The organism is Hyphobacterium vulgare, from assembly GCF_042643335.1.
GTDB lineage: Bacteria > Pseudomonadota > Alphaproteobacteria > Caulobacterales > Maricaulaceae > Hyphobacterium > Hyphobacterium vulgare.
In genome coordinates, this window is record NZ_JBHRSV010000001.1 from 1 (window position 1) to 23636 (window position 23636).

Sequence of the window (23636 nt, forward strand, 5' to 3'; positions counted from 1 at the left end):
CTACGCAATGGCTCCGCTCACCGGGCCTTGACCACCCATACCAACCCAGAAAGAAAGGCGAACAGACTCTACTAACTCACGGCCCGGATCAGGGGGCTGGGTCAATGGTGTCCTTGAACGATTTGACGAGCAGTTGGGAATGGAATCACGGGCCATTGTTCAAGCATTAATTGCTGAACGCGACAGGGCTTAAAATGCGACGGCTGCCTCAACCGACCGCCACCTCTGCAGAGGTGATACAGAGATGTGTCGAAAGTATTAGAAACGATCAATTGACCGGACGATTGCTAACTGCGTTGCCCGCAATTATTGCGGCCGAAGCGCAATACGTTGTGCATGGAGAACAAGCCACACTTTTCGAAATTCCCGGTACGGATGGAGTGGCTGGTCAGATAAGTACGCAAGAGATGACGCGAGTATACGAACGGACATTTGTCCGAAGTGCGCGCACGAGGGGCATATATGGGACGATTAAAGCCACACCTAGAAACGACATATGTCCATTATGTTCGCAGCGCACGGTTTCGCAACTCGACCATTATCTGCCAAAAGCTGAGCATCCAAATGTTGCGGTCACCCCATTAAATTTGGTGCCATCTTGTGGTGAGTGCAACCATATCAAGCTTGCCTTGGAGGCCGGTCAGGCGGCTGAACAGGTATTTCATCCATATTTCGAAGACGCTGATGATGGTCGTTGGCTTTTCGCTACCGTGCAAGAAACGGCGCCTGCAACCCTTGTTTTTGATGCCCTGCCACCGGCCGGTTGGGATGTGATCAAACAACGGCGGATCGTTGCGCACTTCGAGACATTCCAATTAGCGGAACTATACGCCACCCATTCGGCTGTCGAACTGGAAGATATCAAGGTTGAGTTACGCACAATGGCCCAAGCCGGAATCTCGGCCGCTGGTATTCAAGCTGAGTTGCGCAAGCGTGCGGATAGCCGCGCTGCGGCCCACGGGAACTCGTGGAGAAGGGCAACGTATGAAGCGCTATCAGAATCTGAATGGTTCTGTGCAGGTGGATTTGGGTAGATCGCGAAAGGTTGAGCTACTCGAACGGTTGCTAGGGTGTCGAATCGAAATTGAATTGGTGTCGGACTGAAGCTCTGGTGCGGGTGGAGGGACTCGAACCCCCACGGATTGCTCCACTGGAACCTAAATCCAGCGCGTCTACCAGTTCCGCCACACCCGCATGGTGCAGCGTTGTGACCGAAAGCGAGCGATACGCCAAGGCTTCGGTGCGGTGCGTATTCGGTGTTTCCGACTGTGCACTGCGCCGCGCCTGCTGATGCCGTTGCGTGCGGGCAGGACGCGTGACATAACGCGCGCTTCCTGACGCCCGGGGCGGCGCGCCGCCCCCGCCAACGCTTGACCGGATACCGACTGATGAACGTTACCGAGACGTCTTCCGAAGGCTTGAGCCGCACGTTCGAGATCGTGGTCCCCGCAAAGGACCTGCAGGCTCGCCTGGACGCCAAGATCGAAGAAATCCGCCCGCAGGTCCGCCTCAAGGGTTTCCGCCCGGGCAAGGTGCCGTCCAGCCACATCAAGAAGGTGTTCGGCGATTCCATCCTCGGCGACGTGCTCGAGGAAATGATGCCGAAGGCGGTTCAGGACACGATGCAGGAGCGTGGCCTGGAACTGGCCACCCAGCCGAAGATCGAGGTCAAGTCCGACCCGGCCGAAGTGCGCAAGGGCGGCAAGGATTTCCAGTTCGAGGTTTCCGTTGAGGTGATGCCGGCCTTCGAACCGGCCGACCCCAAGACGATGAAGGTCACGCGCCCGGTCGCCGCGATCGAGGACCAGCAGGTCGAGGACGCGCTGGCCGAACTGGCCGCGCAGAACAAGTCGTTCAAGCCGAAGACCGCCAAGACCGCCAAGGCGGAAGAGGGCGACCTCGTCGTTATCGACTTCGTCGGCAAGATCGACGGCGAAGCCTTTGAAGGCGGTTCGGCGACTGACGCCCGCGTGGTGATCGGCGACGGCGCCTTCATCCCGGGCTTCGAAGAACAGCTGACCGGCGCCAAGGCCGGCGAAGAGCGCGAACTGAAAGTCACCTTCCCGAAGGAATACGGTGCCAAGCACCTCGCCGGGAAGGAAGCCATCTTCGAAACCACGGTGAAGTCGATCGAGGCCCCGGCCGAGACGACGATCGACGACGAGCTGGCGAAGAATTTCGGTCTCGAAGACCTCGCCGCCCTCAAGGACGCGCTGAAGAAGCGTTTCGAGCGCGAGCACAACGCCCAGTCCCGCCTGCGCGCCAAGCGCGACCTGCTGGACCAGCTCGATGCCGCCCACAGCTTCGACCTGCCGCCCTCCATGGTGGAACAGGAATTCGCCACCATCTGGCAGGAAGTCTCCCACGCGATCGAACACGGTCACCTGGAAGACGAGGACAAGGACAAGTCCGAAGACCAGCTGAAGGAAGAATACCGGGCGATCGCAGAACGCCGCGTCCGCCTCGGTCTCGTGCTGGCGAAAATCGGCCAGGGCGCCAATGTTCAGGTCACGCAGGAGGAAGTCTCCCGCGCGATCAACCAGGAAGCCCAGAAATATCCGGGCCAGGAGCGCCAGGTCGTCGAATTCTTCCAGAAGAATCCGAACGCCGTCGCTCAGATCCGCGCGCCGATCTATGAAGAGAAGGTCGTCGACTACATCCTCGAACTGGCCAATGTCTCGGAAAAGACGGTGAGCCGCGAGGCCCTGTTCGACGACGAGGACGAAGCCCCCGCGAAGCCGGCCAAGAAGGCCGCTGCGAAGAAGGCTCCGGCCAAGAAGGACGAGGCCAAGGCCGAAACCAAGAAGGCTCCGGCGAAGAAGGCCGCCGCGTCCAAGAAGGATGCGGGCGACGACAAGCCTGCCGCCAAGAAGGCTCCCGCCAAGAAGACGGCCGCGAAGAAGAAGTCCTGATCCCTTTCGGGATAGCGCGAATTCACGAGCGGGGCGGCCAGTGGCCGCCCCGTTTCGATTCAGCGAGCCGCGGCCCGCAGTCCTGCCTTACTGGTTAACATGGCGGGGGGTGCCTTGCGCCTTTGAAAACGCCTCGCGATATTGCACGGGCCTTTCCAAGTGAATCGGTCTGGCGGGTCCTCCGCCGTGCAGATTCGCCAGCGTTCAGCCGGGAGACTTCCGATGCGTGATCCTCAGGATGTGATGATGAACCTCGTGCCGATGGTGGTCGAGCAGTCGAGCCGCGGCGAGCGCGCCTACGACATTTTCTCCCGCCTGCTGAAGGAGCGGATCATCTTCCTGACCGGACCGTTCGAGGATGGCATGGCGTCGCTGATCTGCGCCCAGCTGCTCTTCCTGGAGTCGGAGAACCCGAAAAAAGAGATCTCGATGTACATCAACTCGCCGGGCGGCCACGTCCATTCCGGCCTCGCGATCTACGACACGATGCAATACATCCGCAGCCCCGTTTCGACGGTCTGTATGGGCATGGCGGCGTCGATGGGGTCGGTGATTCTCACCGCCGGGGCGGCCGGCCGGCGCATCGCGCTGCCGAATGCGCGCATCATGGTGCACCAGCCCTCGGGCGGCTTCCGCGGTCAGGCCTCGGACATCGAGCGCCACGCCGAGGACATCATCAAGACCAAGCGCCGGCTGAACGAAATCTACGTGCATCACACCGGCCAGACCTATGAAGAGGTGGAGCGCAAGCTCGACCGGGATACCTTCATGTCGGCCGAGGAAGCCAAGGAATGGGGTCTCATCGACGACGTGTTCACGAGCCGTGATACCGTCGGCGAGAGCAAGGACTAGCAGCACCCAGCGGTGCTGCGTGCTTGATCGCCCCTGTTGCGATGTGATCGAATAAGTGTGCTGCGGAAACCTTTCGCCAACTTTCGGCACCGATCTTGCTGGATTGGACGGTAGCAGCGAAGCAGGTGCCCTCCATGACGGGCACGGACGGGAGCGGTCATGAGCAAGACATCGAGCGGCGGCGGCAGCGACGCGAAGAACACGCTCTACTGCTCGTTTTGCGGCAAGAGCCAGCACGAGGTGCGCAAGCTGATTGCGGGCCCGACGGTGTTCATCTGTGATGAATGCGTCGAGCTGTGCATGGACATCATCCGCGAGGAGAACAAGACCTCGCTGGTGAAGTCGAAAGAGGGCGTGCCGACCCCGCAGGAGATTTTCGCCGTCCTCAACGACTACGTGATCGGCCAGGAACAGGCCAAGCGCGTGCTCTCGGTCGCGGTTCACAACCACTACAAGCGCCTCAATCACGGCAACCAGAACGGCGATGTCGAACTGTCGAAGTCGAACATCCTGCTGGTTGGCCCGACCGGTTGCGGCAAGACGCTGCTGGCCCAGACGCTGGCGCGCATCATCGACGTGCCCTTCACCATGGCCGACGCCACGACGCTGACCGAGGCGGGCTATGTTGGCGAGGACGTGGAGAACATCATCCTGAAACTGCTGCAGGCTGCCGACTACAATGTCGAGCGCGCCCAGCGTGGCATCGTCTATATCGACGAGGTCGACAAGATTTCGCGCAAGTCGGACAACCCCTCCATCACCCGCGACGTGTCGGGCGAGGGTGTGCAGCAGGCGCTTCTGAAGATCATGGAAGGCACGGTCGCCTCCGTCCCGCCCCAGGGCGGCCGCAAGCATCCCCAGCAGGAATTCCTGCAGGTGGACACGACCAACATCCTGTTCATCGTCGGCGGCGCCTTTGCCGGTCTCGAGCGGATCATCTCGCAGCGCGGCAAGGGCTCGGCCATGGGCTTCGGCGCCGATGTGCGCGAGATCAACGACCGCCGTACGGGCGATGTTCTGCGTGAGGTCGAGCCGGACGATCTCGTTCGTTTCGGCCTGATCCCGGAATTCATCGGCCGTCTGCCGGTCATCGCCACGCTCGAGGATCTCGACGAGGCCGCGCTGATCCAGATCCTGACGGAGCCGAAGAATGCGCTGGTCAAGCAGTATCAGCGCCTGTTCGACATGGAAGGCGTCGGCCTGACCTTCACCGAAGACGCCATGGCGGCGGTTGCCCGCAGGGCGATTACCCGAAAGACCGGCGCGCGCGGTCTTCGCTCGATCATGGAGGGCATTCTGCTCGACACCATGTTCGACCTGCCGGGCATGGATGGCGTCGAGGAAGTCGTCGTCAATGCCGAGGTCGTCGATGGCAAGGCCAAGCCGCTCTACATCTATGCCGAGCGGAAGAACAAGGAAGAAGCCGCCAGCGCCAAGAAGGGCGCCTGACGCGGCGTTCGGCCTGTTTGCAGGGCAGCAATTCGCAGCGGCGCGCGCCTTGACGCGCGCCGTTTGCATATCCAACTGACTCTTCGACGGGCGGACCTGCCGCCCTGCAACGGATGACCGCCCCGGCGCCTCGAATCGCGTCAGTGTGACGTTCGACGATCCGGCGCCTTGCCGGTTCCGCGGCGGCCATGGAGACGAAAGAGACCATGTCAGAAAACAAGACGCTTCCCGTCCTGCCGCTCCGCGATATCGTGGTATTCCCCCACATGATCGTGCCGCTTTTCGTCGGCCGCGAGAAATCCGTGCGCGCGCTCGAGGAAGTGATGCGGGGCGACAAGCAGATCCTGCTCGCCACCCAGAAGAATGCCGGCGACGACGACCCGAAGACCGACGCGATCCATGAGATCGGTGTCATCGCGTCCGTGCTGCAGCTCCTGAAGCTGCCCGATGGTACGGTGAAGGTCCTCGTGGAAGGCGGCCGGCGCGTGAAGCTGCTCCAATTCACCGCCAACGATGCCTATTTCGAGGCCGAGGCCGAAATCCTCTCCGACGACACCGGTGACTCGGCCGAGACCGAGGCGCTGATGCGCGCCGCGTCGGAGAAGTTCGACGACTACGTCAAGCTGAACAAGAAGGTGCCGCCCGAGGCTCAGACCGCCATCGGTCAGATCACCGAGCCGGCCAAGCTGGCCGATTCCATTTCCGCGCACCTGGCGGTGAAGATCGGCGAGAAGCAGGAATTGCTGGAGGAATTGGGCGTCGCGCGCCGTCTGGAGCGCATTCTGGGCCTGATGGAAGGCGAGATTTCGGTTCTCCAGGTCGAGCGCAAGATCCGCTCGCGGGTGAAGCGCCAGATGGAGAAGACCCAGCGCGAATATTACCTCAACGAGCAGATGAAGGCGATCCAGCGAGAGCTGGGCGAGGGCGAGGAGTCGCGCGAGGAAGTCGCCGAACTCGAACGCCGCATCGCCGACGCCAAGCTGCCCAAGGATGCCCGAGCCAAGGTCGAGGCCGAGTTCAAGAAGCTCAAGCAGATGAGCCCGATGTCGGCCGAAGCCACCGTCGTGCGCAATTATCTCGACTGGATCCTGGCGCTGCCCTGGAACCGGAAGAAGCGCCTGAAGTCCGACCTGAAGGCAGCCGAGACCATTCTCGACGAGGACCATTACGGCCTCGAGAAGGTCAAGGAACGCATTCTCGAATATCTCGCGGTCCAGTCGCGTTCCAAGAAGCTGAAAGGCCCGATCCTGTGCCTCGTCGGCCCGCCCGGCGTCGGCAAGACCTCGCTCGGCCGCTCGATCGCGCGCTCCACGGGCCGTGAATTCGTCCGCATGTCGCTCGGCGGCGTGCGTGACGAGGCCGAGATCCGCGGTCACCGGCGGACCTATATCGGCTCCATGCCGGGCCGCATCATCCAGTCGCTGAAGAAGGCCAAATCGGCCAATCCGCTCTTCCTGCTCGACGAGATCGACAAGCTCGGCGCGGACTATCGCGGCGACCCGTCCTCGGCGCTGCTGGAAGTGCTCGACCCGGAGCAGAACTCCACCTTCGCCGACCACTATCTGGAGCTGGATTACGACCTCTCCTCGATCATGTTCGTCACCACGGCGAACACGCTCAACATGCCCCAGCCGCTCCTCGACCGGATGGAGATCATCCGGATCGCGGGCTACACCGAGGACGAGAAGGTCGAGATCGCCAAGCGCCATCTGATCCCGAAGCAGCGCCGCGACCATGTGCTGAAGGACGAGGAATGGACGGTCGAGGAAAGCGCCATTCGCGGCCTGATCCGTTACTACACCCGCGAGGCGGGCGTGCGGAATCTGGAACGCGAAATCGCCAACCTGGCCCGCAAGTCGGTTCGCAAGATCGAGAGCGGCGAGACGAAATCCGTTACCATCAACGGCGACAATCTCAATGATTTCGCCGGCGTGAAGAAATACCGCTTCGGCGAGACCGAGGGCGAGGACAAGATCGGTGTCGTCACCGGCCTGGCCTGGACCGAGGTCGGCGGCGATCTTCTCACCATCGAGGCGGTGAAGATGGCCGGTCGCGGAAAGATGACCGTGACGGGCAATCTGCGCGACGTGATGAAGGAATCCATCTCGGCGGCGAACAGCTTCGTTCAGGCCCGGGCACCGTCGCTCGGCGTCAAGCCGACCGTCTTCCGCGCCACGGACATCCACGTCCACGTGCCGGAGGGCGCGACGCCGAAGGACGGTCCGTCCGCCGGCGTGGCGATGATGACCGCCATCGTCTCGGTGCTGACGCAGAACCCGGTGCGCAAGGATGTCGCCATGACCGGCGAGATCACACTGCGCGGCCGTGTCCTGCCGATCGGGGGGCTCAAGGAAAAGCTGCTCGCAGCCCTGCGCGGCGGCGTGAAGACCGTCCTGATCCCGTCGGAGAACGAGAAGGACCTTCAGGAAATCCCCGCCAATGTGAAGGAGGGGCTGAAAATCATCCCCGTCTCCACCGTCGAGGAAGTGCTGGAGAACGCGCTGGCCCGCCCGGTCGTCGCGGTCGAATGGACCGAGGCCGACGAAGCCGCGCTCGCCGCGATCACCGAACGGCCCGCCGGCGAAGGCCAGCCCGTCGCGCACTGACCCCGGCAATCGCCGATTGACCCCAGGGCCGCCGAACTTCATGCTGCACCGCATGATCACATCGGCGGCCTTTTTCTATTACGCGTTTTTTGGCGTCCCTGACGGGGGCGGCTCATTCGCGTTGCGCTAGGAAATCCGCCAACGACGACTGAAAGCCCCCGGAAGCCCCGGGGGTTTTTTTATGGCCTGAAAGGGAATGGCAATGGACAGGCAGAGCATCGAGGCGCTGCGCGCCGATATCGACGAGACCGACCGCGAAATCCTGCGGCTTGGCGCGCATCGCGCCGCGCTCGGCAGCCAGATCGCCCGGGCCAAGGCCGCCGCCGGAGAGCCGGTGCGCGATCCGGCCCGCGAACGCCAGGTGCTGAAGGCGGCGATCGAGGCGGGTGAGGCGATCGGGCTCGACGGTGCGGCGGTCGAACGCCTCTACCAGACGCTGATCGACCTGTCGCTCAAGGGTCAGCGCGCCGAGCTCGACGCCCGCGCCGCGGGGACGGGCGGGGAGGCGAGCGTCGCCTATCTCGGCGGGCCGGGCAGTTATTCCCATTTCGCCGCGCAGACCCATTTCGCCGGCCGCCATTCCGCTGTCGCCCCGGTCGTGAAGCGTGATTTCGGATCCATCGTGAAGGCGGTGGAGGAGGGCGAGGCCGACTATGCCTTCCTGCCGATCGAGAACACGACGACGGGCAGCATCAACGAGGTTTACGACCTTCTCCTCGACACTTCGCTGACGCTGGTCGGAGAGCATCACTACCGCGTGCGCCACTGCCTCGTGGGGCGGGCCGCCAATCCCGACACGGTCACCACCGTCTACGGCCACCCGCAGGCGCTCGCCCAGTGCCGCCGCTTCCTGGCCAAGATGCCCGGCGTGACCCAGCGCTTTGCCTCCTCGTCCACTCGCGCGCTGGAGCACGCGATGGAGGAGGGGCCGTCCGTCGCCGCCATCGCCGGGGCCGACGCGGCGCGCCTGTTCGGCCTCAACGTGATCGCCGAGGAGGACGTCGCTGACTCGGCGGAGAATTACACCCGCTTCGTGGCACTCGCGCGCGAGGCCGTGCCGCCAGCACCGAACCTGCCGTGCAAGACCTCCATCGTGTTCGCCACCGCACACCGGCCCGGCGCGCTGGTCGACGTGCTCGCCGCCTTCCGCGACGAGGGGATCAATCTCGCCCGGCTCGAAAGCCGCCCGGTGCGCGGTGCGCCGTGGGAGGAGATGTTCTTCCTCGATCTCGAAGGCCATCAGAGCGATCCGGCCTGCGCTCGTGCGCTCGCCGCGGTCGAGGGACATGCCAGGCGCCTGCGTGTGCTCGGCTGCTACGGCGCGGACCGGCTGGCGCCGACATCCGTGCTTCACGAAGCGGAGGGCGCGCGCTAAACGGGCAGGGACGGGCGGTTAGCTCAGCTGGGAGAGCATCTCGTTTACACCGAGAGGGTCGGGGGTTCGAACCCCTCACCGCCCACCATTTTTCCAATCCTCCCTCGCTCCGCTCGGTCGGGCGCGCCGTCGTCCCACTCACCCGGCCGAACCGAATCCAACCGGCGCTAATGCAGCGCTGCAAACGCTCATGGCTGAATCAGCCGAGTGTTGGCGTCGCCAAATCTCGTCAGCCATCCTGGGCAACCCGGTACGGCTTCCCGTTCCGGTTGAATCCGCGCTAATCTCTCGCCATGAGAACCAACGACCAACTCGGCCGATTGGCGCGCCACTCTATCGGCTCGGCGATCCTCTTTGCTATGCTGGGTGCATGCGCTGAGGAAGATCGCGCGTCGACCTGCTTCTCGGTGATCGCGTTCGAGGGCTGGGGCACCGCTGAAATCAGCGTTTCAGAGAACGAGCGGCTAATGTTGCAGTTTTTGTTATCGTTGTCGCAATTACACGAAGACACGATCCGCGAGGGTTACGCACCACCGTTCGCTGTCGGGAATTCGATCTATGTCGAACACGACTGTTCTGTCGTGCCGGTCTTGCCGGATTATCCGCCCGAGCTGCAGCGCACCCGTCTGGTAATGAAACGTGAATACAGAGGCGTTGTTGGCCCCGACTACGGACATCGATAGCGAGTTCCAAGTAAGATATGACACTCGCCCCGCTCATCGGTTCGCGCAGTATCGTCGATCAGACGGGCCGGACGGTCTATGAGCTGTCGGTGTTCATGCCCTACGTGCGGGATTCGGAAAATCCCGACAGCGACTGGATTTGCGAGCTTTCCCTGAATGGACCGAACCAGAATTTCAACCGCCGCAAGGTTTATGGTGTCGATGCGCTCCAGGCGCTGCAGCTGGCACTCAAATTCCTCGGTTCGACCCTCAGACACGAGAACGAGAAGGGCGACGGTCAGCTCAGGCTTTACCAGGATGATCGTCCCGGCGAGTTCGACCTGCCGGAATTCGGTGATCCATTGAGTGCGGCGATCGAGTGGAAGGCGCGCTAACGCTCCACCGCCACCCCCGTAATCCCCACCGCCGGGTCGAGCCATTGCGCGGTGAAGCCCTCGGGCGCGTCATCGCCGCCGGTCGGGGCGGACCAGATTGCCTCGGCGGCGTCCATGCCGCCGGTGACATAGCCGAACACCGCAAAGCCTTCCCCGTCCGGGTGGCGGCCGTCCGGGCCGGCATCGAGGATGAAGCTGTCAGTGATGACGATGAAGAATTCGGTCGAGGCGGTGCCCGGTCCGTCGCGCGCCATCGAGATCGCGCCGCGCCGGTGTGTGAGGCCGGTAACGTCCGTACGTTCATGCGCGATCGGTTCGGCACCGGGCAGGCCGTCAAAATCAACCCCGCCCTGGATCACGTCGATCCGCGCCTCTTGCCGGTCATTGTCGGCCCTCACGGTGCGGTAGAAGCGCCCGCCGTCGAAATGCCCGGCCTCGGCATGGGCGATGAAGTTCGCCACCGTCAGCGGCGCCCGGTCCGGGTAGAGCTCCACCGTGATGTCGCCCGCCTCGGTCGCGATCACGGCGGTGACGGTGCGCTCGGGCGATTCCGCGCCGCAGGCAGCGAGGGCGAGTGCGGCACAAAGGCTCAGGATACGGATCATGGCGGCGGCCTCCCTACGCCTATTGGGTAACGGCTCGGCGCGAAGTGCAAGAGGCGCTGCAAAGCGGTGCAAACCCGCTTGACCGGCCCCGCCGCCTCCCTTAGACACCGTGCTCCGTTCGAAGAACGGACCACGAATGGCCCTAGCGGGTGTAGCTCAGTTGGTTAGAGCGCCGGCCTGTCACGCCGGAGGCCGCGGGTTCAAGTCCCGTCACTCGCGCCATTCACTTTTCCTGAAATCAGATGTTTGGCGGTGCGTTTGCGTACGGCTCCGACCCGAAATCCGATCGGCGTGACGAATTCCGTCCTGAGTTGACCGCGTCTGACACAAAACGGAATCCCTATGGACCGTCGGGGTCCTCGATCACGGTCATTGTGCCGCTTTCCTTGTGAATAACCACAAAGACCACGCTACCGTCAGGAAACGTCAACTGGATCACGGTGATCGTCTCGTTGTCGATGACAACGGTTGAATTTGGAATGCCGCCGTCAGAAGCGTACTGACTCTGCAGAATCTCGCTTTGTGACATCTGCGAGATGGGGATGAACGCTCCGGTGATCACCTCGTTTCCACGGATCACCAGTTGAACCAGTCCGGTCCCCGGCGCGAACACGTCAACGACACGCAGACGTTCAACGGAAGCGCGTTGCTCGGGTGCGCCAATCCGGGGCTGCTCCGGAAATTCGCGCATTCCAACACCTTGAGCGAAGGCGCCTGCCGGAATCGTGACGGCTGCGAGTGCAACAAGGATTGTGCGGATCATTGGATCCCCCATGAATTGCCCATAGCACAACCAAGGATTTTATTCGCGGGCCGGTGCGATGTAAAGAAATACCGGGTGGGCTGAATGATTTTGCCAATACGCGTTCAGCATGAGGCATCGGGGATGAGTGCCAGGCAGAGCGAGGCCGGTTTGACGTTTCACTTCACCAGGTAGCGCCCCTCAAATCCCGCCCGAGCCGCGTCCGCCGAGAATGCCGCGCAGCACGTCGCCGCCGCGGTTGAGCGGATCGCGGCGGAAGCTGCGCTCTTCCTCACCGACATAGTGGAAGACGCCGTCGAGCGCCCTGGTGACGGCGAAGTCGGTGACTTCGTCGCGCAGGCTCGCAGACGCCGATTGTCCGCGGCCGCGCCCAAGGAATTGACCGAGCGCCGAGCCTGATCCCGACCGGTCGATGGCCGACGCGGCGCTGTCGAGTGCGGAATAGGCCCCGGACTGGGTCAGCGTCTGCTGCATCGGCGGGCGCAGGACGCGGGCGAGGGGAGTGGAGGTCTCGCGCTCGAGGTAATCCGTCGCCGCCGTATCGCCGCCGGTCAGAATGCCCATTCCGTCCGACAAGGTCATACGGTTGATCGCACTGACGACCAGATCGCGCGCCTCCGGCATCGCGCTTTCCGCGGCGCGGTTGATCCGCAATTCCAGATCGTCGAGCGGTCCGGCAAGGCCCAGCGGACGAAGCTGTTGCTGCGTGGTGCGCAAAATGCCGGGCAGGGGGATGCGCACCAGCGAGTCGCCGAAGAAGCCGTCGCGCCGCCCGAGCCGCGTCGTCGCGGCGCGCGTCCCGGCGATCAGCATCTGGCGTATCCCGGCGGCATTGTCGAACTGCGCGAAGGCGGACGGTGCCATGGCAGTCATGGCGAGTGCGGTAAGGATCTGGCGGCGGGTCGGCATGGGTAAACTCCCTGTCTCCGCGGGCACGATATGCCAGAAACCCGGCTGGCGCGACGTGAACGCTCCCGCAAACGAAACGGCCGCCCTCCAGGGGCGGCCGCTCGCATTTCATGTCTGGCCTGAAACCGTCAGCCAGCTCCGGGCAGGACGTATTGCACCGTCGCGCCCGGCCCCAGCGGCAGGTTGAGGAAGACCCACAGCACCGTCATGGCGATGCCGGTGATCAGCAGCCAGATCGAGTAGGGCAGCATCGACGCCGTCAGCGATCCGAGGCCGAAACTTGGCACCCAGCGCTGCGCGAAGACGAGGATCAGCGGGAAATACACCATCAGCGGGGTGATGATGTTGGTGCCGCTGTCGCCGACGCGGTAGGCCGCCGTCGCCATTTCCGGGCTGACGCCGAGCAGCATCAGCATCGGCACGAGAACGGGGGCGAGCAGCGCCCATTTCGCACTTGCCGAGCCGACGAACAGGTTCAGCACGGCCGCGAACAGCACGATCAGACCGAGCACGATCGGCAGCGGCAGGCCGGAATTTTCGATCCCGTTGGCCCCGTTGACCGCGAAGATCAGGCCGAGCTGCGACTGGTTGAACAGTTCGACGAAATAGGCGGCGAAGAAGGCGAGGACGAGGTAATAGCCCATGTCCTTCATGGCGCCGGCCATCATGTCGACGATGTCGCGGTGGTTGCGGATCGTGCCCGCCGCGCGGCCATAGGCGATGCCGGCGAAGATGAAGAGCAGCATGAAGCCCGCCACCAGCGACGAGAAGAAGGGCACCAGGCGCTGCGTGGCGCTGAGGCTCGTGTCGGCGCTGAACAGCGGAGCATTGCCGCCATAGAGCGACGCCGATCCGCCCGTCACCAGCGCGAGCACGTCGACGGTCAGAAGGATCCAGACCAGCGCGATCACCAGGACGGCGATCCCGGCATGGGCAAGGCCCTTCTTCTGGCCCGCCGTGAGTTCGGCGCTGGCATCGTCGTCCGGATTGGTCGACCCGAGGACGGCTCCGCCGGTCCACTTGCCCAGACGCGGTTCGATGATCCGGTCGGTGACATACCAGATCACCGGCGTGAACAGGATCGTCATCGCGGCGATGAAATACCAGTTGCCGGCGATATTCATCACCCAGCCCGGATCGAGCGGCTGCACCACGGCTTCGGTAATGCCGAACAGCAGCGCGTCGAGCTGGCCGGGCAGAAGGTTGGCCGAGAAGCCGCCGGACACGCCGGCGAAGGCAGCGGTGATCCCGGCGATCGGGTGCCGGCCGGCGGCCGCGAAGATCACCGCGGCGAGCGGGATCAGCACCACATAGGCCGCGTCCGCGGCGAGATTGCCCATCATGGCGACCAGCGCGACGGCGGGGGTCAGCAGGAATTTCGGCACGTCGCGCACCGCGGCGCGCATCGCCGTGCCGAACAGGCCAGCCCGTTCGGCGACGCCGGCGCCCAGCATCACGACGAGCACATAGCCCAGCGGATGGAAGCCGGTGAAGATTTCCGGCATCTCGACCAGCAGGTGTCGGATCGAATCGGGACTGAAGACACTGATCGCGTCGACGATCACCGGATTGCCGGCATCGTCGACCCGCGTCGGGTGCTCGACCGCCATGTTGGCGAAATCCGCGACGATCGAGACGATCGCCATCGCGATGATGAGATAGAAGAAGATGAAGACCGGGTCCGGCAGGCGATTGCCCGTCCGTTCGATGAGACCCAGTATCCCCTTCTGATGTTCGGCAGGCGCCGCGCCGGGCGTCTTGTCGGACATGATGTAACTCCCCTTGGATTGAGGGTGCGAGTGTCAGCAGACGGAAGGCCCGAGGGCAAGCAAAACCGGTCCAGTTAAGAACGGTTCGCAGAACAATAACTTGGCACCTGACGGGCTGCTTAAAAAGCCGTCATTGCGCCTTGCGGCCCGGGAGTCATCGCTCTAGCTTCCGGCCCGACTGAGCGGGGGCTGGTCACGGGATTCTTTCATCCCGTCTCGGCGTTCCCGCCTCAAACCGGTTCGGCCACTCCTGATGAGGACTCCCGGGCGATGGACGCATTGCTTCTGGAATACCTTCCCATCCTGATCTTCCTCGGCATTGCCGCGGCGATGGGGATCGGATTCATGCTGGCGGCCTTCGTGTTCGCCCCGTCCGACCCGGACCCCGAAAAAGTCTCGACCTATGAGTGCGGCTTCAACGCCTTCGACGATGCGCGGATGAAGTTCGACGTGCGATTCTATCTGGTCGCGATCCTGTTCATCATCTTCGACCTCGAAGTGGCATTCCTCTTCCCCTGGGCGGTGACGCTCGGCGAGACCGGGGTGTTCGCCTTCTGGTCGATGATGGTTTTCCTTGGCGTTCTCACCGTGGGCTTCGTCTACGAGTGGAAAAAAGGCGCGCTGGAGTGGGAGTAGGCAATATGGCTGACACAATCCGCACCCCCGCACTCGCTGGCGCCCGCGCCGCGACGCCGCACTATGATCCGAAGAAGCATGATCCCTTCTTCGACGGCGTGTCCGACGCGCTGGCCGACAAGGGATTCGTGGTTGCTGCGACCGACGACCTGATCACCTGGGCGCGTACCGGCTCGCTGATGTGGATGACCTTCGGTCTCGCCTGCTGCGCGGTCGAGATGATGCAGGCGTCCATGCCGCGCTACGACGTCGAGCGCTTCGGCTTCGCGCCGCGCGCCTCGCCGCGCCAGTCCGACGTGATGATCGTCGCGGGCACGCTCACCAACAAGATGGCGCCGGCCCTGCGCAAGGTCTACGACCAGATGCCGGAGCCGCGCTACGTCATCTCGATGGGCAGCTGCGCCAATGGCGGCGGGTATTATCACTATTCCTATGCGGTCGTGCGCGGCTGCGACCGGATCGTGCCGGTCGATGTCTACGTGCCGGGCTGCCCGCCGACCGCGGAAGCGCTGGTCTACGGCATTCTGCAGCTGCAGAAGAAAATCCGCCGGGAAGGGAGCATCGAACGATGAGTGCGGCCCTGAAGGATCTCGGCGATCACATTGCCGCCGTGCAGGAAACCGCGGTGCGCGAGGCGACCGTGACGCATGGCGAGTTGACGATCACCATCCATCGCGACCGGATCGTCGATATGCTGCGCTTCCTGCGCGACGACCCGACCTGCCGTTTCACCACGCTGATCGACATCTGCGGGGTCGACTGGCCGGGCGACGCCGAGCGCTTCGAGGTCGTCTATCACCTCCTGTCGATGCACCTGAACCAGCGCATCCGGGTGAAGCTCTCGACCGACGAGGACACGCCGGTCGACAGCGTCGTCGAGGTCTTCCCGGTCGCCGGCTGGTTCGAGCGCGAGGCGTTCGACATGTTCGGCATCGCCTTTGACGGCAATCCGGACCTCAGACGCCTGCTCACCGACTACGGTTTCGAAGGTCATCCGCTGCGCAAGGATTTCCCGCTCACCGGCTATGTCGAGGTGCGGTGGGACGAGGAACAGAAGCGCGTCGTCTACGAACCGGTCGAGCTGGTCCAGGACTATCGCGATTTCGACTTCATGAGCCCGTGGGAAGGCGCGAAATACGTGCTGCCCGGCGACGAGAAAGCCAAGGGGGAGGGCGCCTAGATGGCCGTGACCGAACCTATCGAAGATCGCAAGTTCACGATCAATTTCGGCCCGCAGCACCCGGCCGCGCACGGCGTTCTGCGCCTTGTGCTGGAGCTGGACGGCGAGATCGTCGAGCGCGTCGATCCGCATATCGGCCTGCTGCACCGCGGCACCGAGAAGCTGCTCGAGCACAAGACCTATCTGCAAGGGCTCGGCTATTTCGACCGCCTCGACTACGTCGCGCCGATGAACCAGGAACATGCCTTCTGCATCGCGATCGAGCGCCTGGCGGGCATCCCGGTGCCGAAGCGCGCGCAATACATCCGCACGCTCTACAACGAGATCGGCCGCATCCTCTCCCACCTCCTCAACGTGACGACCCAGGCGATGGATGTCGGCGCGCTGACCCCGCCGCTGTGGGGTTTCGAGGAGCGCGAGAAGCTGATGATCTTCTACGAACGCGCCTCCGGTTCGCGCATGCACGCGCACTATTACCGGCCGGGCGGCGTTCACCAGGACCTGCCGCCGCAGCTGATCGAGGACATCGGCACGTGGTGCGACAACTTCCCGAAGGCGCTCGACGACATCGACACGCTTCTGACGGAAAACCGCATCTTCAAGCAGCGCAATGTCGATATCGGCGTGGTGTCGAAGGAAGACGCGCTCGCCTGGGGCTTCTCCGGCGTGATGGTGCGCGGCTCGGGCATGGCCTGGGATCTGCGCCGCTCGCAGCCCTACGACGTCTATGACGAGCTCGAATTCAAGATTCCGGTCGGCAAGAATGGCGACTGCTGGGACCGTTATCTCTGCCGCATGGAAGAGATGCGCGAGTCCTGCAAGATCATGAAGCAATGCGTGGAATGGCTCGCCAAGCCGGAAAATGCCGGCCCGGTCCTGCCGGAGAATTCAAAGTTCGCGCCGCCGCGCCGCGGTGAGATGAAGCGCTCGATGGAAGCGCTGATCCACCACTTCAAGCTCTACACCGAGGGCTTCCACGTGCCCGAAGGCGACACCTATGCCTGTGTCGAGGCGCCGAAGGGCGAATTCGGCGTCTACATGATCTCCGATGGCAGCAACAAGCCGTACCGGGTGAAGATCCGTGCGCCGGGCTTCCCGCACCTCGCGGCGATGGACCATCTCAATCGCGGCCACATGCTGGCTGACGTCTCGGCGATCCTCGGCTCGCTCGACATCGTGTTCGGGGAAATCGACCGGTGATCGAATTCCTCGCAGCCATAACGCTCCTCTGGGGCCAGGACGACGGCTTTACGCCGGATGCCGAGGCGGTCGTGCAGGCGGCGCTCGATGCGCACAATGCGCATGATCTGGGTGCCTTCCTCGCGACGATGGCCGAAGACGTCACCTTCCTGTCGCTCGACGGCCAGGTGCTGGTCGAGGGCCGCGAAACGGTGGCGGAGATCTGGGGCGCGCGCTTCGCCGAGCGCCCGGACCTCGTCGCCGACATCACGCATCGCACGGTGATTGGCAACCGCGTTATCGACGAGGAGCAGCTCTGCCTCGACGGCCGCGACAATCCTTGTGTCGAACTCGTCGCGATCTACACGGTCGAGGATGGCCTCATCCAGACCATGCACGTTATTCAGCCGGTCCCCGCGTCCGGCAATTCTGAGAATGGAGCCGCGCAATGAGTGTGCGCCGCCTTGCCGACCAGCAACCGGGCAGCTTCGCCTTCACGAAGGCGAGCGAAAAGCTGGTGACATTCTGGTTGAACAAATACCCGGAAGCCAAGAAGGCATCTGCGGTAATCCCGATGCTGTGGATCGCGCAGAAGCAGGAAGGCTGGGTCTCGGAACCCGCCATCCAGCATATCGCCGAACGCCTCGGCATGCCGCGCATCCGCGTCTATGAGGTCGCGACCTTCTACACCATGTTCAACCTCGCCCCGGCGGGCGAGCACTTCGTCCAGCTCTGCGGCACCACGCCGTGCTGGCTGCGCGGCGCGGACGATCTGAAGAAGGTTTGCGAGAAGCGCATCGGCAAGAAGGGCGTCGTCTCGAAGGATGGCAAATTCTCCTGGAACGAGGTCGAATGCCTGGGCGCATGCGCCAATGCGCCGATGGTCCAGATCTCGAACAAGGACGGCGATGAGTATTACGAGGACCTGACGGCGGAGAGCCTCGAAGCCATTCTCGACAGTCTCGAAGCCGGCAAGCCGGTGACGCCGGGACCGCAGAATGGCCGCGACTGTTCCGCGCCGGAAGGCGAGGCGAAGACGCTGACCGACAAGTCGCTTTATGACGGCTCGGCGGCGAAGACCATCAAGCTGCCGAACACGGCCAAGGCGGAGGCGTAGTCATGCGGATCGTCCAGATCGTCGTCCTCCTCGTCTCGCTCGGACTAGCCGGCTACTGGCTCTACGAGTTCATCACCACCGGAACTCCGGAAGTCCTGCTTGCCATGGCGACGATGGTGACCGCGATCATCGGCGGCATCGTCCTGCCGCGCGTTGGAAAATCCTCAGGGAAGTCGCCCGAATGACCCAGCTTCTGCAGGACAGGGACCGCATCTTCACCAACCTCTACGGCCGGCATGATTTCGGCCTGGAAGGCGCGAAGCAGCGCGGCGCGTGGAACAGCACGAAGGACATGCTGGACCAGGGCCGCGGCTGGATCATTTCCAATATCCAGGCCTCCGGACTGCGCGGCCGCGGCGGCGCGGGTTTCCCGACCGGCCTGAAATGGTCGTTCATGCCGAAGGAAGTCGGTGCGCGTCCGCACTATCTCGTTGTGAACGCCGACGAATCCGAGCCGGGCACCTGCAAGGACCGGGAGATCATGCGCAATGATCCCCACCTCCTGATCGAAGGCTGCCTGATCGCCTCATTCGCGATGCAGGCGCACGCCTGCTACATCTATATCCGCGGCGAATACGTCCACGAGCGCAACCGCCTCGAAGCCGCGATCAAGCAGGCCTATGAGGCGAAGCTGATCGGCAAGGACAACATCCACGGCTGGGATTTCGACCTCTACGTCCATCACGGCGCCGGGGCCTATATCTGCGGCGAGGAAACCGCGCTTCTCGAAAGCCTTGAAGGCAAGAAGGGCCAGCCGCGTCTGAAGCCGCCATTCCCGGCCAATGCCGGCCTCTATGGCTGCCCGACAACGGTGAACAACGTCGAATCCATCGCGGTGGCGCCGACCATCCTCAGGCGCGGCGCGGAATGGTTCGCGGGCTTCGGCCGCAAGGGCAACACGGGAACGAAAATCTTCTCGATCTCCGGCCATGTGAACAAGCCGTGCAATGTCGAAGAGGCGATGTCGATCCCGCTGAAGACGCTGATCGAGACGCATGCGGGCGGCGTGCGCGGCGGCTGGGACAATCTCAAGGCCATCATCCCCGGCGGCTCGTCGGTTCCGCTGATCCCGAAGGATATCTGCGACGACGTGCTGATGGATTTCGATGCGCTGCGCGACGTGAAGTCCGGTCTCGGCACCGCCGCCGTCATCGTCATGGACAAGTCCACCGACGTGGTGAAGGCGATCGCCCGGATCAGCTATTTCTACAAGCACGAGAGCTGCGGTCAGTGCACGCCCTGCCGTGAAGGCACGGGCTGGATGTGGCGGGTTCTGGAGCGTATGGCGCGCGGCGAGAGCTCGACGGAAGAGATCGACCTCCTGCTCGATGTGGCAAGCCAGGTCGAGGGTCACACCATCTGCGCGCTCGGCGACGCGGCGGCCTGGCCGGTCCAGGGCCTGATCCGGCATTTCCGCCCCGAGATCGAAGCCCGCATCAACGCCTATCGCGCCGGCAAGCCGGTCGCCGTTTCGGCCGTGGCAGCGGAGTAGGGGACGCGTGAGAACCATCCTCACATACGTTCTGGCGGCTTTGGCCTTCGGGTTCGGGTGGTATTTCACCCAAAACGCCGCGGTCGCATTGACCGCGCGAAGCTACAGCTATGACTGGAGCGCCGTCAGCCATTCGGAAGGGGTCATCTATTCGAACCTGTTCGCATGGTCTGGCTCGACTTGGGTGATGGCAACGGCGGTCATCATTGGACTGGTATTCGCGGCGATTGCTTGGTTCGCGGCGCGGCGTGATCGGCAGGAAAATTCAGGCTACTCGATCAAGACCGTTGTGATTGCAGCGCTCGCCGCTTCGGTTCCGCTTGCGGTTGTCGTTGGTTCGCGCTTGTACGCGTCGACGACCTTGTTCGATTTCACCCCGAACATTCTGGCCGGCGGGATCTACGAAGCAATGATCGCCTCAATCGGCAATTTCCTGCTGATTGCGCTTGCCTACGGCGTGACCGGTTGGTTCGGCGTGACCGTCCTGAGACGCTATTGGCCGAAAATCGACTCCGAAAATCTGGTCGGGGCGGGCATCGCCACTGGTCTCGCTGCGCGGATCATCTGCTCTGTTGCATTTGTCGCGACCGGCTTGATTGAACTCAGCAAGGTCGGAGTTTTCATCGTTCTTGGCCTGATCGAAGGCGCGATCTGGGGCACCGTCTTCTGGCTCCGCGAGCCGCGGCGCGCGGAGGTGCAGCCCGCATGAGGACGCTGCTCACATACGTTCTGGCGGCTTTGGCCGCAGCGACCATGACAGTCGGCATGTTGACCGGGCTGAGTCCCGAGGCATGGCAGATTGAACGTTTGCCCGACCTTGCGTTGCTTTGGTTCGGGCTTTGGGCTGTCGCCGGTTCACTGATCTGGTTCGTTATTGCCTCAGGCGCTCGCCATTTCCTCAATTGGGGAAATCGCACCTGGTGGACGATCATCAGATCGAGTGCTGTTTTTGCTGGGTTTTCCCTGTTGCTTACCGTTCCGCTCTTCGGACCGGAATATGCTGCACACGTTCAAACGATGCGGTCGGCTGATCATCAAAATGAAATTCAGTTCGGGCTCTTCGCTCTTATCCCTGGGTTGATGTTACTGCCCTTGGCTGCGATCCCGGGCGCGATCTGGGGTGCCGTCTTCTGGCTCCGTGAGCCGCGCCGCGCGGAGGCGCTGCCTGCATGAGGACGCTGATCACATACGTTCTGGCCGCCGCAGCAGCAGGCTTGCTTGTTACGCTGATCCTCAGCGGCGGGCGGCATGCCGAGTTAATCGGTGGAATCGCTGGCGGCGAGTACCGCGCGATAGCAGCGCTCAACCCGGTGATGGAATTCGGGTTCCGCGCGGCGGGGTATTTCGTCGGTCTGGGCCTCGTCTGGTTTGCCGCGACGCGCGTGCTAAGCCCGGCAAAACTGTTTGGTTCTCTTGTCGCGGCGGCGCTATCGGGTGTTCTGATCGCGGCGGCCGCTGGTGTCGTGATTGGCATCGGCTACGCGGCACTGACCAATGGCGCGAACGCTGTAGTCGACCTCCTCACCTGGGGAGCGTTCTGGGCCGAGGTGATCATCGCAGGCCTCGCATGGGGCACCGTCTTCTGGCTCCGTGAGCCTAAAACTACTCAAGCAATGGAAGCTGCGGCATGAGCGAAGACCTTCGCAAAATCATCGTCGATGGCGAGGAGATCGAGGTTCCGAACTCCTACACGCTGTTGCAGGCCGCCGAGGCGGCGGGCCGGGAAATCCCGCGCTTCTGCTATCACGAGCGCCTGTCGGTCGCCGGCAATTGCCGCATGTGCCTGGTCGAGCTGGTCGGTGCGCCCAAGCCGGCCGCGTCCTGCGCCATGAATGTGCGCGACATGCGCGGCGGGCCGAATGGTGAACCGCCGGCCATGAACACGCTGTCACCGATGGTGAAGAAGGCGCGGGAAGGGGTGATGGAGTTCCTCCTCATCAACCACCCGCTCGACTGCCCGATCTGCGACCAGGGCGGCGAATGCGACCTGCAGGACCAGAGCCTGATGTATGGCCGCCCGCAGACCCGCTTCGCGGAGAACAAGCGCGCCGTCGAAGACAAGTATATGGGCCCGCTGATCAACACGATCATGACCCGCTGCATCCAGTGCACGCGCTGCGTCCGCTTCGTGACCGAAGTCGCCGGTTCGCCGGAGATCGGCATGATCAATCGCGGCGAGGATGCCGAGATCACGACCTATCTGGAAAGCGCGGTGCATTCCGAACTGTCGGGCAATGTCATCGACCTCTGCCCGGTCGGCGCGCTGACCTCCAAGCCCTACGCCTACAACGCCCGCCCGTGGGAGCTTCGCAAGACCGAAACCATCGACGTGATGGACGCGATGGGCGCCTGGACGCGCGTCGACGTGCGCGGAACCTCGGTGCTGCGCATCCTTCCGCGCGTCAATGACGACATCAATGAGGAGTGGCTGTCCGACAAGTCCCGCTTCGTGTGGGACGGCCTGCAGCGCCAGCGCCTCGACAAGCCCTATGCCCGCGTGAAGGGCAAGCTTCAGCCGGTCGGCTGGGACGAGGCTCTGAAGATCGCCGCCGACAAGCTGTCGGGTGATGCGAAGAAGATCGGCGTCATCGCCGGCGATCTCTGCGCGCTCGAAGACCTGAAGGCCGCGAAAGACCTCTTCACCTCACTCGGCGTGACCTCGATCGACGGACGCCAGGACGGCGCGAAGATCGGCGGCGGCGCGCGCGAGGAATACCTCTTCAACTCGACCATCGCCGGCATCGACGAGGCTGATGCCATCCTGCTGGTCGGCACCAATCCGCGCCTCGAAGCGCCGGTGCTCAACGCCCGCATCCGCCGCGCCTGGCTGGAGCGCGGCGTCAAGGTCGGCGTGATCGGCGAGAATGCCGATCTGACCTATCCCTACGAACATCTCGGCGCGGGCGGCAAGACGCTGACGGAGCTGGGCGGCAAGCGTTCCGGCTTCATCAAGACGCTGAAAGACGCGAAGAAGCCGATGATCGTTGTCGGCATGGGCGCGCTGACCCGCGCCGATGGCGGCAAGGTGCTCCGCGCGGCGGGCGAACTCGCCGCGAAGGTCGGGGCTGTCGCCGAGGGCTGGAACGGCTTCAACGTGCTGCACACCGCCGCCGCGCGCGTCGGCGCGCTTGATCTCGGCTTCCTGCCGGGCAAGGGCGGCAAGGACACGGCCGGCATCCTCAAGGCCGCCAAGAAGGGCGACATGGAAACCGTCGTGCTCTTGGGCGCCGACGAGATCGACACCGCCGAGTTGGGCGACGCCTTCGTCATCTATATTGGTCACCACGGCGATGCCGGGGCGCACCGCGCCGACCTGATCCTGCCGGCACCGGCCTGGACCGAAAAATACGGCATGTGGGTCAACACCGAGGGCCGCGTGCAGATGAATGATCGCGCGCTCTTCCCGAAGGGCGAGGCGAAAGAGGACTGGGCCATCTTCCGCGCCCTGTCCGCCAAGCTCGGCCGCACTTTGCCCTACGACAATCTCGACCAGCTGCGCGCGAAGATGATCGCCGATTACCCGGTTCTGGGCGGTCTCGACCATGCGCCGGGTTCGGCCAGCGCGGGCACGTTCGACGTGGCGGCGATCGGCGAGGCGGGCGAGGTCACCGACAAGCCCTTCGTGTCGCCGGTCAAGGACTTCTACCTGACGAACGCCGTGGCGCGCGCCTCGAAGACGATGGCCGAATGCTCGGCGCTGAAGCACGCCCCCGCGGCGCAGGCAGCGGAGTAGGG

The 23636-nt window shown here is 63.5% G+C and carries 24 protein-coding genes and 3 tRNA genes; 22 read left to right on the top strand and 5 right to left on the bottom strand.

Features of this window, described 5'->3' with window-relative positions; genetic code table 11:
• Positions 1 to 272: 272 nt before the first annotated feature.
• Positions 273 to 1034 (top strand): hypothetical protein, encoded by a 762-nt coding sequence (locus ACFOOR_RS00005; RefSeq protein ID WP_343163800.1) that lies wholly within the window; start codon positions 273 to 275, stop codon positions 1032 to 1034.
• Between the two features lie 75 nt (positions 1035 to 1109).
• On the opposite strand, the gene ACFOOR_RS00010 is transcribed toward ACFOOR_RS00005, so the two are convergent.
• A tRNA-Leu gene (locus ACFOOR_RS00010) sits at positions 1110 to 1194 on the bottom strand.
• Between the two features lie 194 nt (positions 1195 to 1388).
• On the opposite strand from ACFOOR_RS00010, the gene tig reads away from it, so the two are divergent.
• The 8 genes from tig (at position 1389) to ACFOOR_RS00050 (ending at position 10251) form a co-directional block, all read left to right on the top strand.
• A complete protein-coding gene (gene tig / locus ACFOOR_RS00015; protein ID WP_343163799.1) occupies positions 1389 to 2912 on the top strand; it encodes a trigger factor in 1524 nt (507 codons plus the stop codon).
• 222 nt (positions 2913 to 3134) lie between these two features.
• On the top strand, positions 3135 to 3764 hold the full coding sequence (locus tag ACFOOR_RS00020) for an ATP-dependent Clp protease proteolytic subunit (protein ID WP_343163798.1): 630 nt from the start codon (positions 3135 to 3137) through the stop codon (positions 3762 to 3764).
• Positions 3765 to 3923: 159 nt separating this feature from the next.
• On the top strand, positions 3924 to 5213 hold the full coding sequence (clpX, locus tag ACFOOR_RS00025) for an ATP-dependent Clp protease ATP-binding subunit ClpX (protein ID WP_343163797.1): 1290 nt from the start codon (positions 3924 to 3926) through the stop codon (positions 5211 to 5213).
• A gap of 206 nt (positions 5214 to 5419) precedes the next feature.
• Positions 5420 to 7819 carry an endopeptidase La gene (lon, locus tag ACFOOR_RS00030; RefSeq protein WP_343163796.1) on the top strand — a complete coding sequence of 800 codons (2400 nt, stop codon included), beginning with the start codon at positions 5420 to 5422 and terminating at the stop codon, positions 7817 to 7819.
• Positions 7820 to 8021: 202 nt separating this feature from the next.
• A complete protein-coding gene (pheA, locus tag ACFOOR_RS00035) occupies positions 8022 to 9194 on the top strand; it encodes a prephenate dehydratase (RefSeq protein WP_343163795.1) in 1173 nt (390 codons plus the stop codon).
• Between the two features lie 12 nt (positions 9195 to 9206).
• A tRNA-Val gene (locus tag ACFOOR_RS00040) sits at positions 9207 to 9282 on the top strand.
• A gap of 205 nt (positions 9283 to 9487) precedes the next feature.
• Entirely contained in the window at positions 9488 to 9877 is a 390-nt protein-coding gene (locus tag ACFOOR_RS00045; protein WP_343163794.1) for a hypothetical protein, read from the top strand.
• 17 nt (positions 9878 to 9894) lie between these two features.
• On the top strand, positions 9895 to 10251 hold the full coding sequence (locus tag ACFOOR_RS00050; RefSeq protein ID WP_343163793.1) for a DUF6968 family protein: 357 nt from the start codon (positions 9895 to 9897) through the stop codon (positions 10249 to 10251).
• Here ACFOOR_RS00050 and ACFOOR_RS00055 read toward each other — a convergent pair.
• Complete coding sequence (locus ACFOOR_RS00055) at positions 10248 to 10856, bottom strand: peptidylprolyl isomerase (protein ID WP_343163792.1); 609 nt, start codon at positions 10854 to 10856, stop codon at positions 10248 to 10250. The two genes, ACFOOR_RS00050 and ACFOOR_RS00055, sit on opposite strands and share 4 nt — an antisense overlap.
• A 145-nt stretch (positions 10857 to 11001) precedes the next feature.
• On the opposite strand from ACFOOR_RS00055, the gene ACFOOR_RS00060 reads away from it, so the two are divergent.
• Positions 11002 to 11078, top strand: a tRNA-Asp gene (locus tag ACFOOR_RS00060).
• 118 nt (positions 11079 to 11196) lie between these two features.
• Here ACFOOR_RS00060 and ACFOOR_RS00065 read toward each other — a convergent pair.
• From ACFOOR_RS00065 to ACFOOR_RS00075, 3 genes are all read right to left on the bottom strand, one after another.
• The gene (locus ACFOOR_RS00065; protein WP_343163791.1) at positions 11197 to 11619 is read right to left on the bottom strand and encodes a hypothetical protein; all 423 of its coding nucleotides are present in this window, start codon (positions 11617 to 11619) and stop codon (positions 11197 to 11199) included.
• 180 nt (positions 11620 to 11799) lie between these two features.
• Positions 11800 to 12528, bottom strand: coding sequence for a DUF4197 domain-containing protein (locus tag ACFOOR_RS00070; RefSeq protein WP_343163790.1), 729 nt, complete (start codon positions 12526 to 12528; stop codon positions 11800 to 11802).
• Positions 12529 to 12656: 128 nt separating this feature from the next.
• The gene (locus ACFOOR_RS00075) at positions 12657 to 14297 is read right to left on the bottom strand and encodes an AbgT family transporter (RefSeq protein ID WP_343163789.1); all 1641 of its coding nucleotides are present in this window, start codon (positions 14295 to 14297) and stop codon (positions 12657 to 12659) included.
• A gap of 270 nt (positions 14298 to 14567) precedes the next feature.
• Between ACFOOR_RS00075 and ACFOOR_RS00080 the strand changes: the two genes are divergently transcribed.
• The 12 genes from ACFOOR_RS00080 to nuoG are packed head-to-tail and all read left to right on the top strand — an operon-like array spanning position 14568 to position 23634.
• A complete protein-coding gene (locus ACFOOR_RS00080; RefSeq protein ID WP_039710907.1) occupies positions 14568 to 14933 on the top strand; it encodes an NADH-quinone oxidoreductase subunit A in 366 nt (121 codons plus the stop codon).
• Between the two features lie 5 nt (positions 14934 to 14938).
• Positions 14939 to 15505: a NuoB/complex I 20 kDa subunit family protein gene (locus tag ACFOOR_RS00085; RefSeq protein WP_343163788.1), complete on the top strand. Its 567-nt coding sequence runs from the start codon at positions 14939 to 14941 to the stop codon at positions 15503 to 15505.
• A complete protein-coding gene (locus ACFOOR_RS00090) occupies positions 15502 to 16113 on the top strand; it encodes an NADH-quinone oxidoreductase subunit C (RefSeq protein WP_343163787.1) in 612 nt (203 codons plus the stop codon). The genes ACFOOR_RS00085 and ACFOOR_RS00090 overlap by 4 nt, the downstream gene beginning before the upstream one ends.
• Positions 16114 to 17313: an NADH-quinone oxidoreductase subunit D gene (locus tag ACFOOR_RS00095; protein WP_343163786.1), complete on the top strand. Its 1200-nt coding sequence runs from the start codon at positions 16114 to 16116 to the stop codon at positions 17311 to 17313.
• Positions 17310 to 17744 (top strand): nuclear transport factor 2 family protein, encoded by a 435-nt coding sequence (locus tag ACFOOR_RS00100; RefSeq protein WP_343163785.1) that lies wholly within the window; start codon positions 17310 to 17312, stop codon positions 17742 to 17744. Before ACFOOR_RS00095 ends, ACFOOR_RS00100 begins: the two co-directional genes overlap by 4 nt.
• Positions 17741 to 18409 carry an NADH-quinone oxidoreductase subunit NuoE gene (gene nuoE / locus ACFOOR_RS00105; protein WP_343163784.1) on the top strand — a complete coding sequence of 223 codons (669 nt, stop codon included), beginning with the start codon at positions 17741 to 17743 and terminating at the stop codon, positions 18407 to 18409. The genes ACFOOR_RS00100 and nuoE overlap by 4 nt, the downstream gene beginning before the upstream one ends.
• A gap of 2 nt (positions 18410 to 18411) precedes the next feature.
• The gene (locus tag ACFOOR_RS00110; protein WP_343163783.1) at positions 18412 to 18594 is read left to right on the top strand and encodes a hypothetical protein; all 183 of its coding nucleotides are present in this window, start codon (positions 18412 to 18414) and stop codon (positions 18592 to 18594) included.
• Entirely contained in the window at positions 18591 to 19901 is a 1311-nt protein-coding gene (gene nuoF, locus ACFOOR_RS00115; RefSeq protein ID WP_343163782.1) for an NADH-quinone oxidoreductase subunit NuoF, read from the top strand. Before ACFOOR_RS00110 ends, nuoF begins: the two co-directional genes overlap by 4 nt.
• A gap of 7 nt (positions 19902 to 19908) precedes the next feature.
• Positions 19909 to 20610, top strand: a complete 702-nt coding sequence (locus tag ACFOOR_RS00120) for a hypothetical protein (RefSeq protein ID WP_343163781.1) — start codon at positions 19909 to 19911, stop codon at positions 20608 to 20610.
• Positions 20607 to 21074: a hypothetical protein gene (locus ACFOOR_RS00125; protein ID WP_343163780.1), complete on the top strand. Its 468-nt coding sequence runs from the start codon at positions 20607 to 20609 to the stop codon at positions 21072 to 21074. The genes ACFOOR_RS00120 and ACFOOR_RS00125 overlap by 4 nt, the downstream gene beginning before the upstream one ends.
• Complete coding sequence (locus ACFOOR_RS00130) at positions 21071 to 21532, top strand: hypothetical protein (protein WP_343163779.1); 462 nt, start codon at positions 21071 to 21073, stop codon at positions 21530 to 21532. Before ACFOOR_RS00125 ends, ACFOOR_RS00130 begins: the two co-directional genes overlap by 4 nt.
• Positions 21529 to 23634, top strand: a complete 2106-nt coding sequence (gene nuoG / locus ACFOOR_RS00135; protein WP_343163778.1) for an NADH-quinone oxidoreductase subunit NuoG — start codon at positions 21529 to 21531, stop codon at positions 23632 to 23634. The genes ACFOOR_RS00130 and nuoG overlap by 4 nt, the downstream gene beginning before the upstream one ends.
• Positions 23635 to 23636: the final 2 nt, after the last annotated feature.

Bases quoted from the DNA above. Each gene is read 5' to 3' on its own strand.
- tig (WP_343163799.1), top strand. From the start codon at position 1,389: ATGAACGTTACCGAGACGTCTTCCGAAGGCTTGAGCCGCACGTTCGAG.
- ACFOOR_RS00020 (WP_343163798.1), top strand. From the start codon at position 3,135: ATGCGTGATCCTCAGGATGTGATGATGAACCTCGTGCCGATGGTGGTC.
- clpX (WP_343163797.1), top strand. From the start codon at position 3,924: ATGAGCAAGACATCGAGCGGCGGCGGCAGCGACGCGAAGAACACGCTC.
- lon (WP_343163796.1), top strand. From the start codon at position 5,420: ATGTCAGAAAACAAGACGCTTCCCGTCCTGCCGCTCCGCGATATCGTG.
- pheA (WP_343163795.1), top strand. From the start codon at position 8,022: ATGGACAGGCAGAGCATCGAGGCGCTGCGCGCCGATATCGACGAGACC.
- ACFOOR_RS00045 (WP_343163794.1), top strand. From the start codon at position 9,488: ATGAGAACCAACGACCAACTCGGCCGATTGGCGCGCCACTCTATCGGC.
- ACFOOR_RS00050 (WP_343163793.1), top strand. From the start codon at position 9,895: ATGACACTCGCCCCGCTCATCGGTTCGCGCAGTATCGTCGATCAGACG.
- ACFOOR_RS00055 (WP_343163792.1), bottom strand. From the start codon at position 10,856: ATGATCCGTATCCTGAGCCTTTGTGCCGCACTCGCCCTCGCTGCCTGC.
- ACFOOR_RS00065 (WP_343163791.1), bottom strand. From the start codon at position 11,619: ATGATCCGCACAATCCTTGTTGCACTCGCAGCCGTCACGATTCCGGCA.
- ACFOOR_RS00070 (WP_343163790.1), bottom strand. From the start codon at position 12,528: ATGCCGACCCGCCGCCAGATCCTTACCGCACTCGCCATGACTGCCATG.
- ACFOOR_RS00075 (WP_343163789.1), bottom strand. From the start codon at position 14,297: ATGTCCGACAAGACGCCCGGCGCGGCGCCTGCCGAACATCAGAAGGGG.
- ACFOOR_RS00080 (WP_039710907.1), top strand. From the start codon at position 14,568: ATGGACGCATTGCTTCTGGAATACCTTCCCATCCTGATCTTCCTCGGC.
- ACFOOR_RS00085 (WP_343163788.1), top strand. From the start codon at position 14,939: ATGGCTGACACAATCCGCACCCCCGCACTCGCTGGCGCCCGCGCCGCG.
- ACFOOR_RS00090 (WP_343163787.1), top strand. From the start codon at position 15,502: ATGAGTGCGGCCCTGAAGGATCTCGGCGATCACATTGCCGCCGTGCAG.
- ACFOOR_RS00095 (WP_343163786.1), top strand. From the start codon at position 16,114: ATGGCCGTGACCGAACCTATCGAAGATCGCAAGTTCACGATCAATTTC.
- nuoE (WP_343163784.1), top strand. From the start codon at position 17,741: ATGAGTGTGCGCCGCCTTGCCGACCAGCAACCGGGCAGCTTCGCCTTC.
- ACFOOR_RS00110 (WP_343163783.1), top strand. From the start codon at position 18,412: ATGCGGATCGTCCAGATCGTCGTCCTCCTCGTCTCGCTCGGACTAGCC.
- nuoF (WP_343163782.1), top strand. From the start codon at position 18,591: ATGACCCAGCTTCTGCAGGACAGGGACCGCATCTTCACCAACCTCTAC.
- ACFOOR_RS00125 (WP_343163780.1), top strand. From the start codon at position 20,607: ATGAGGACGCTGCTCACATACGTTCTGGCGGCTTTGGCCGCAGCGACC.
- ACFOOR_RS00130 (WP_343163779.1), top strand. From the start codon at position 21,071: ATGAGGACGCTGATCACATACGTTCTGGCCGCCGCAGCAGCAGGCTTG.
- nuoG (WP_343163778.1), top strand. From the start codon at position 21,529: ATGAGCGAAGACCTTCGCAAAATCATCGTCGATGGCGAGGAGATCGAG.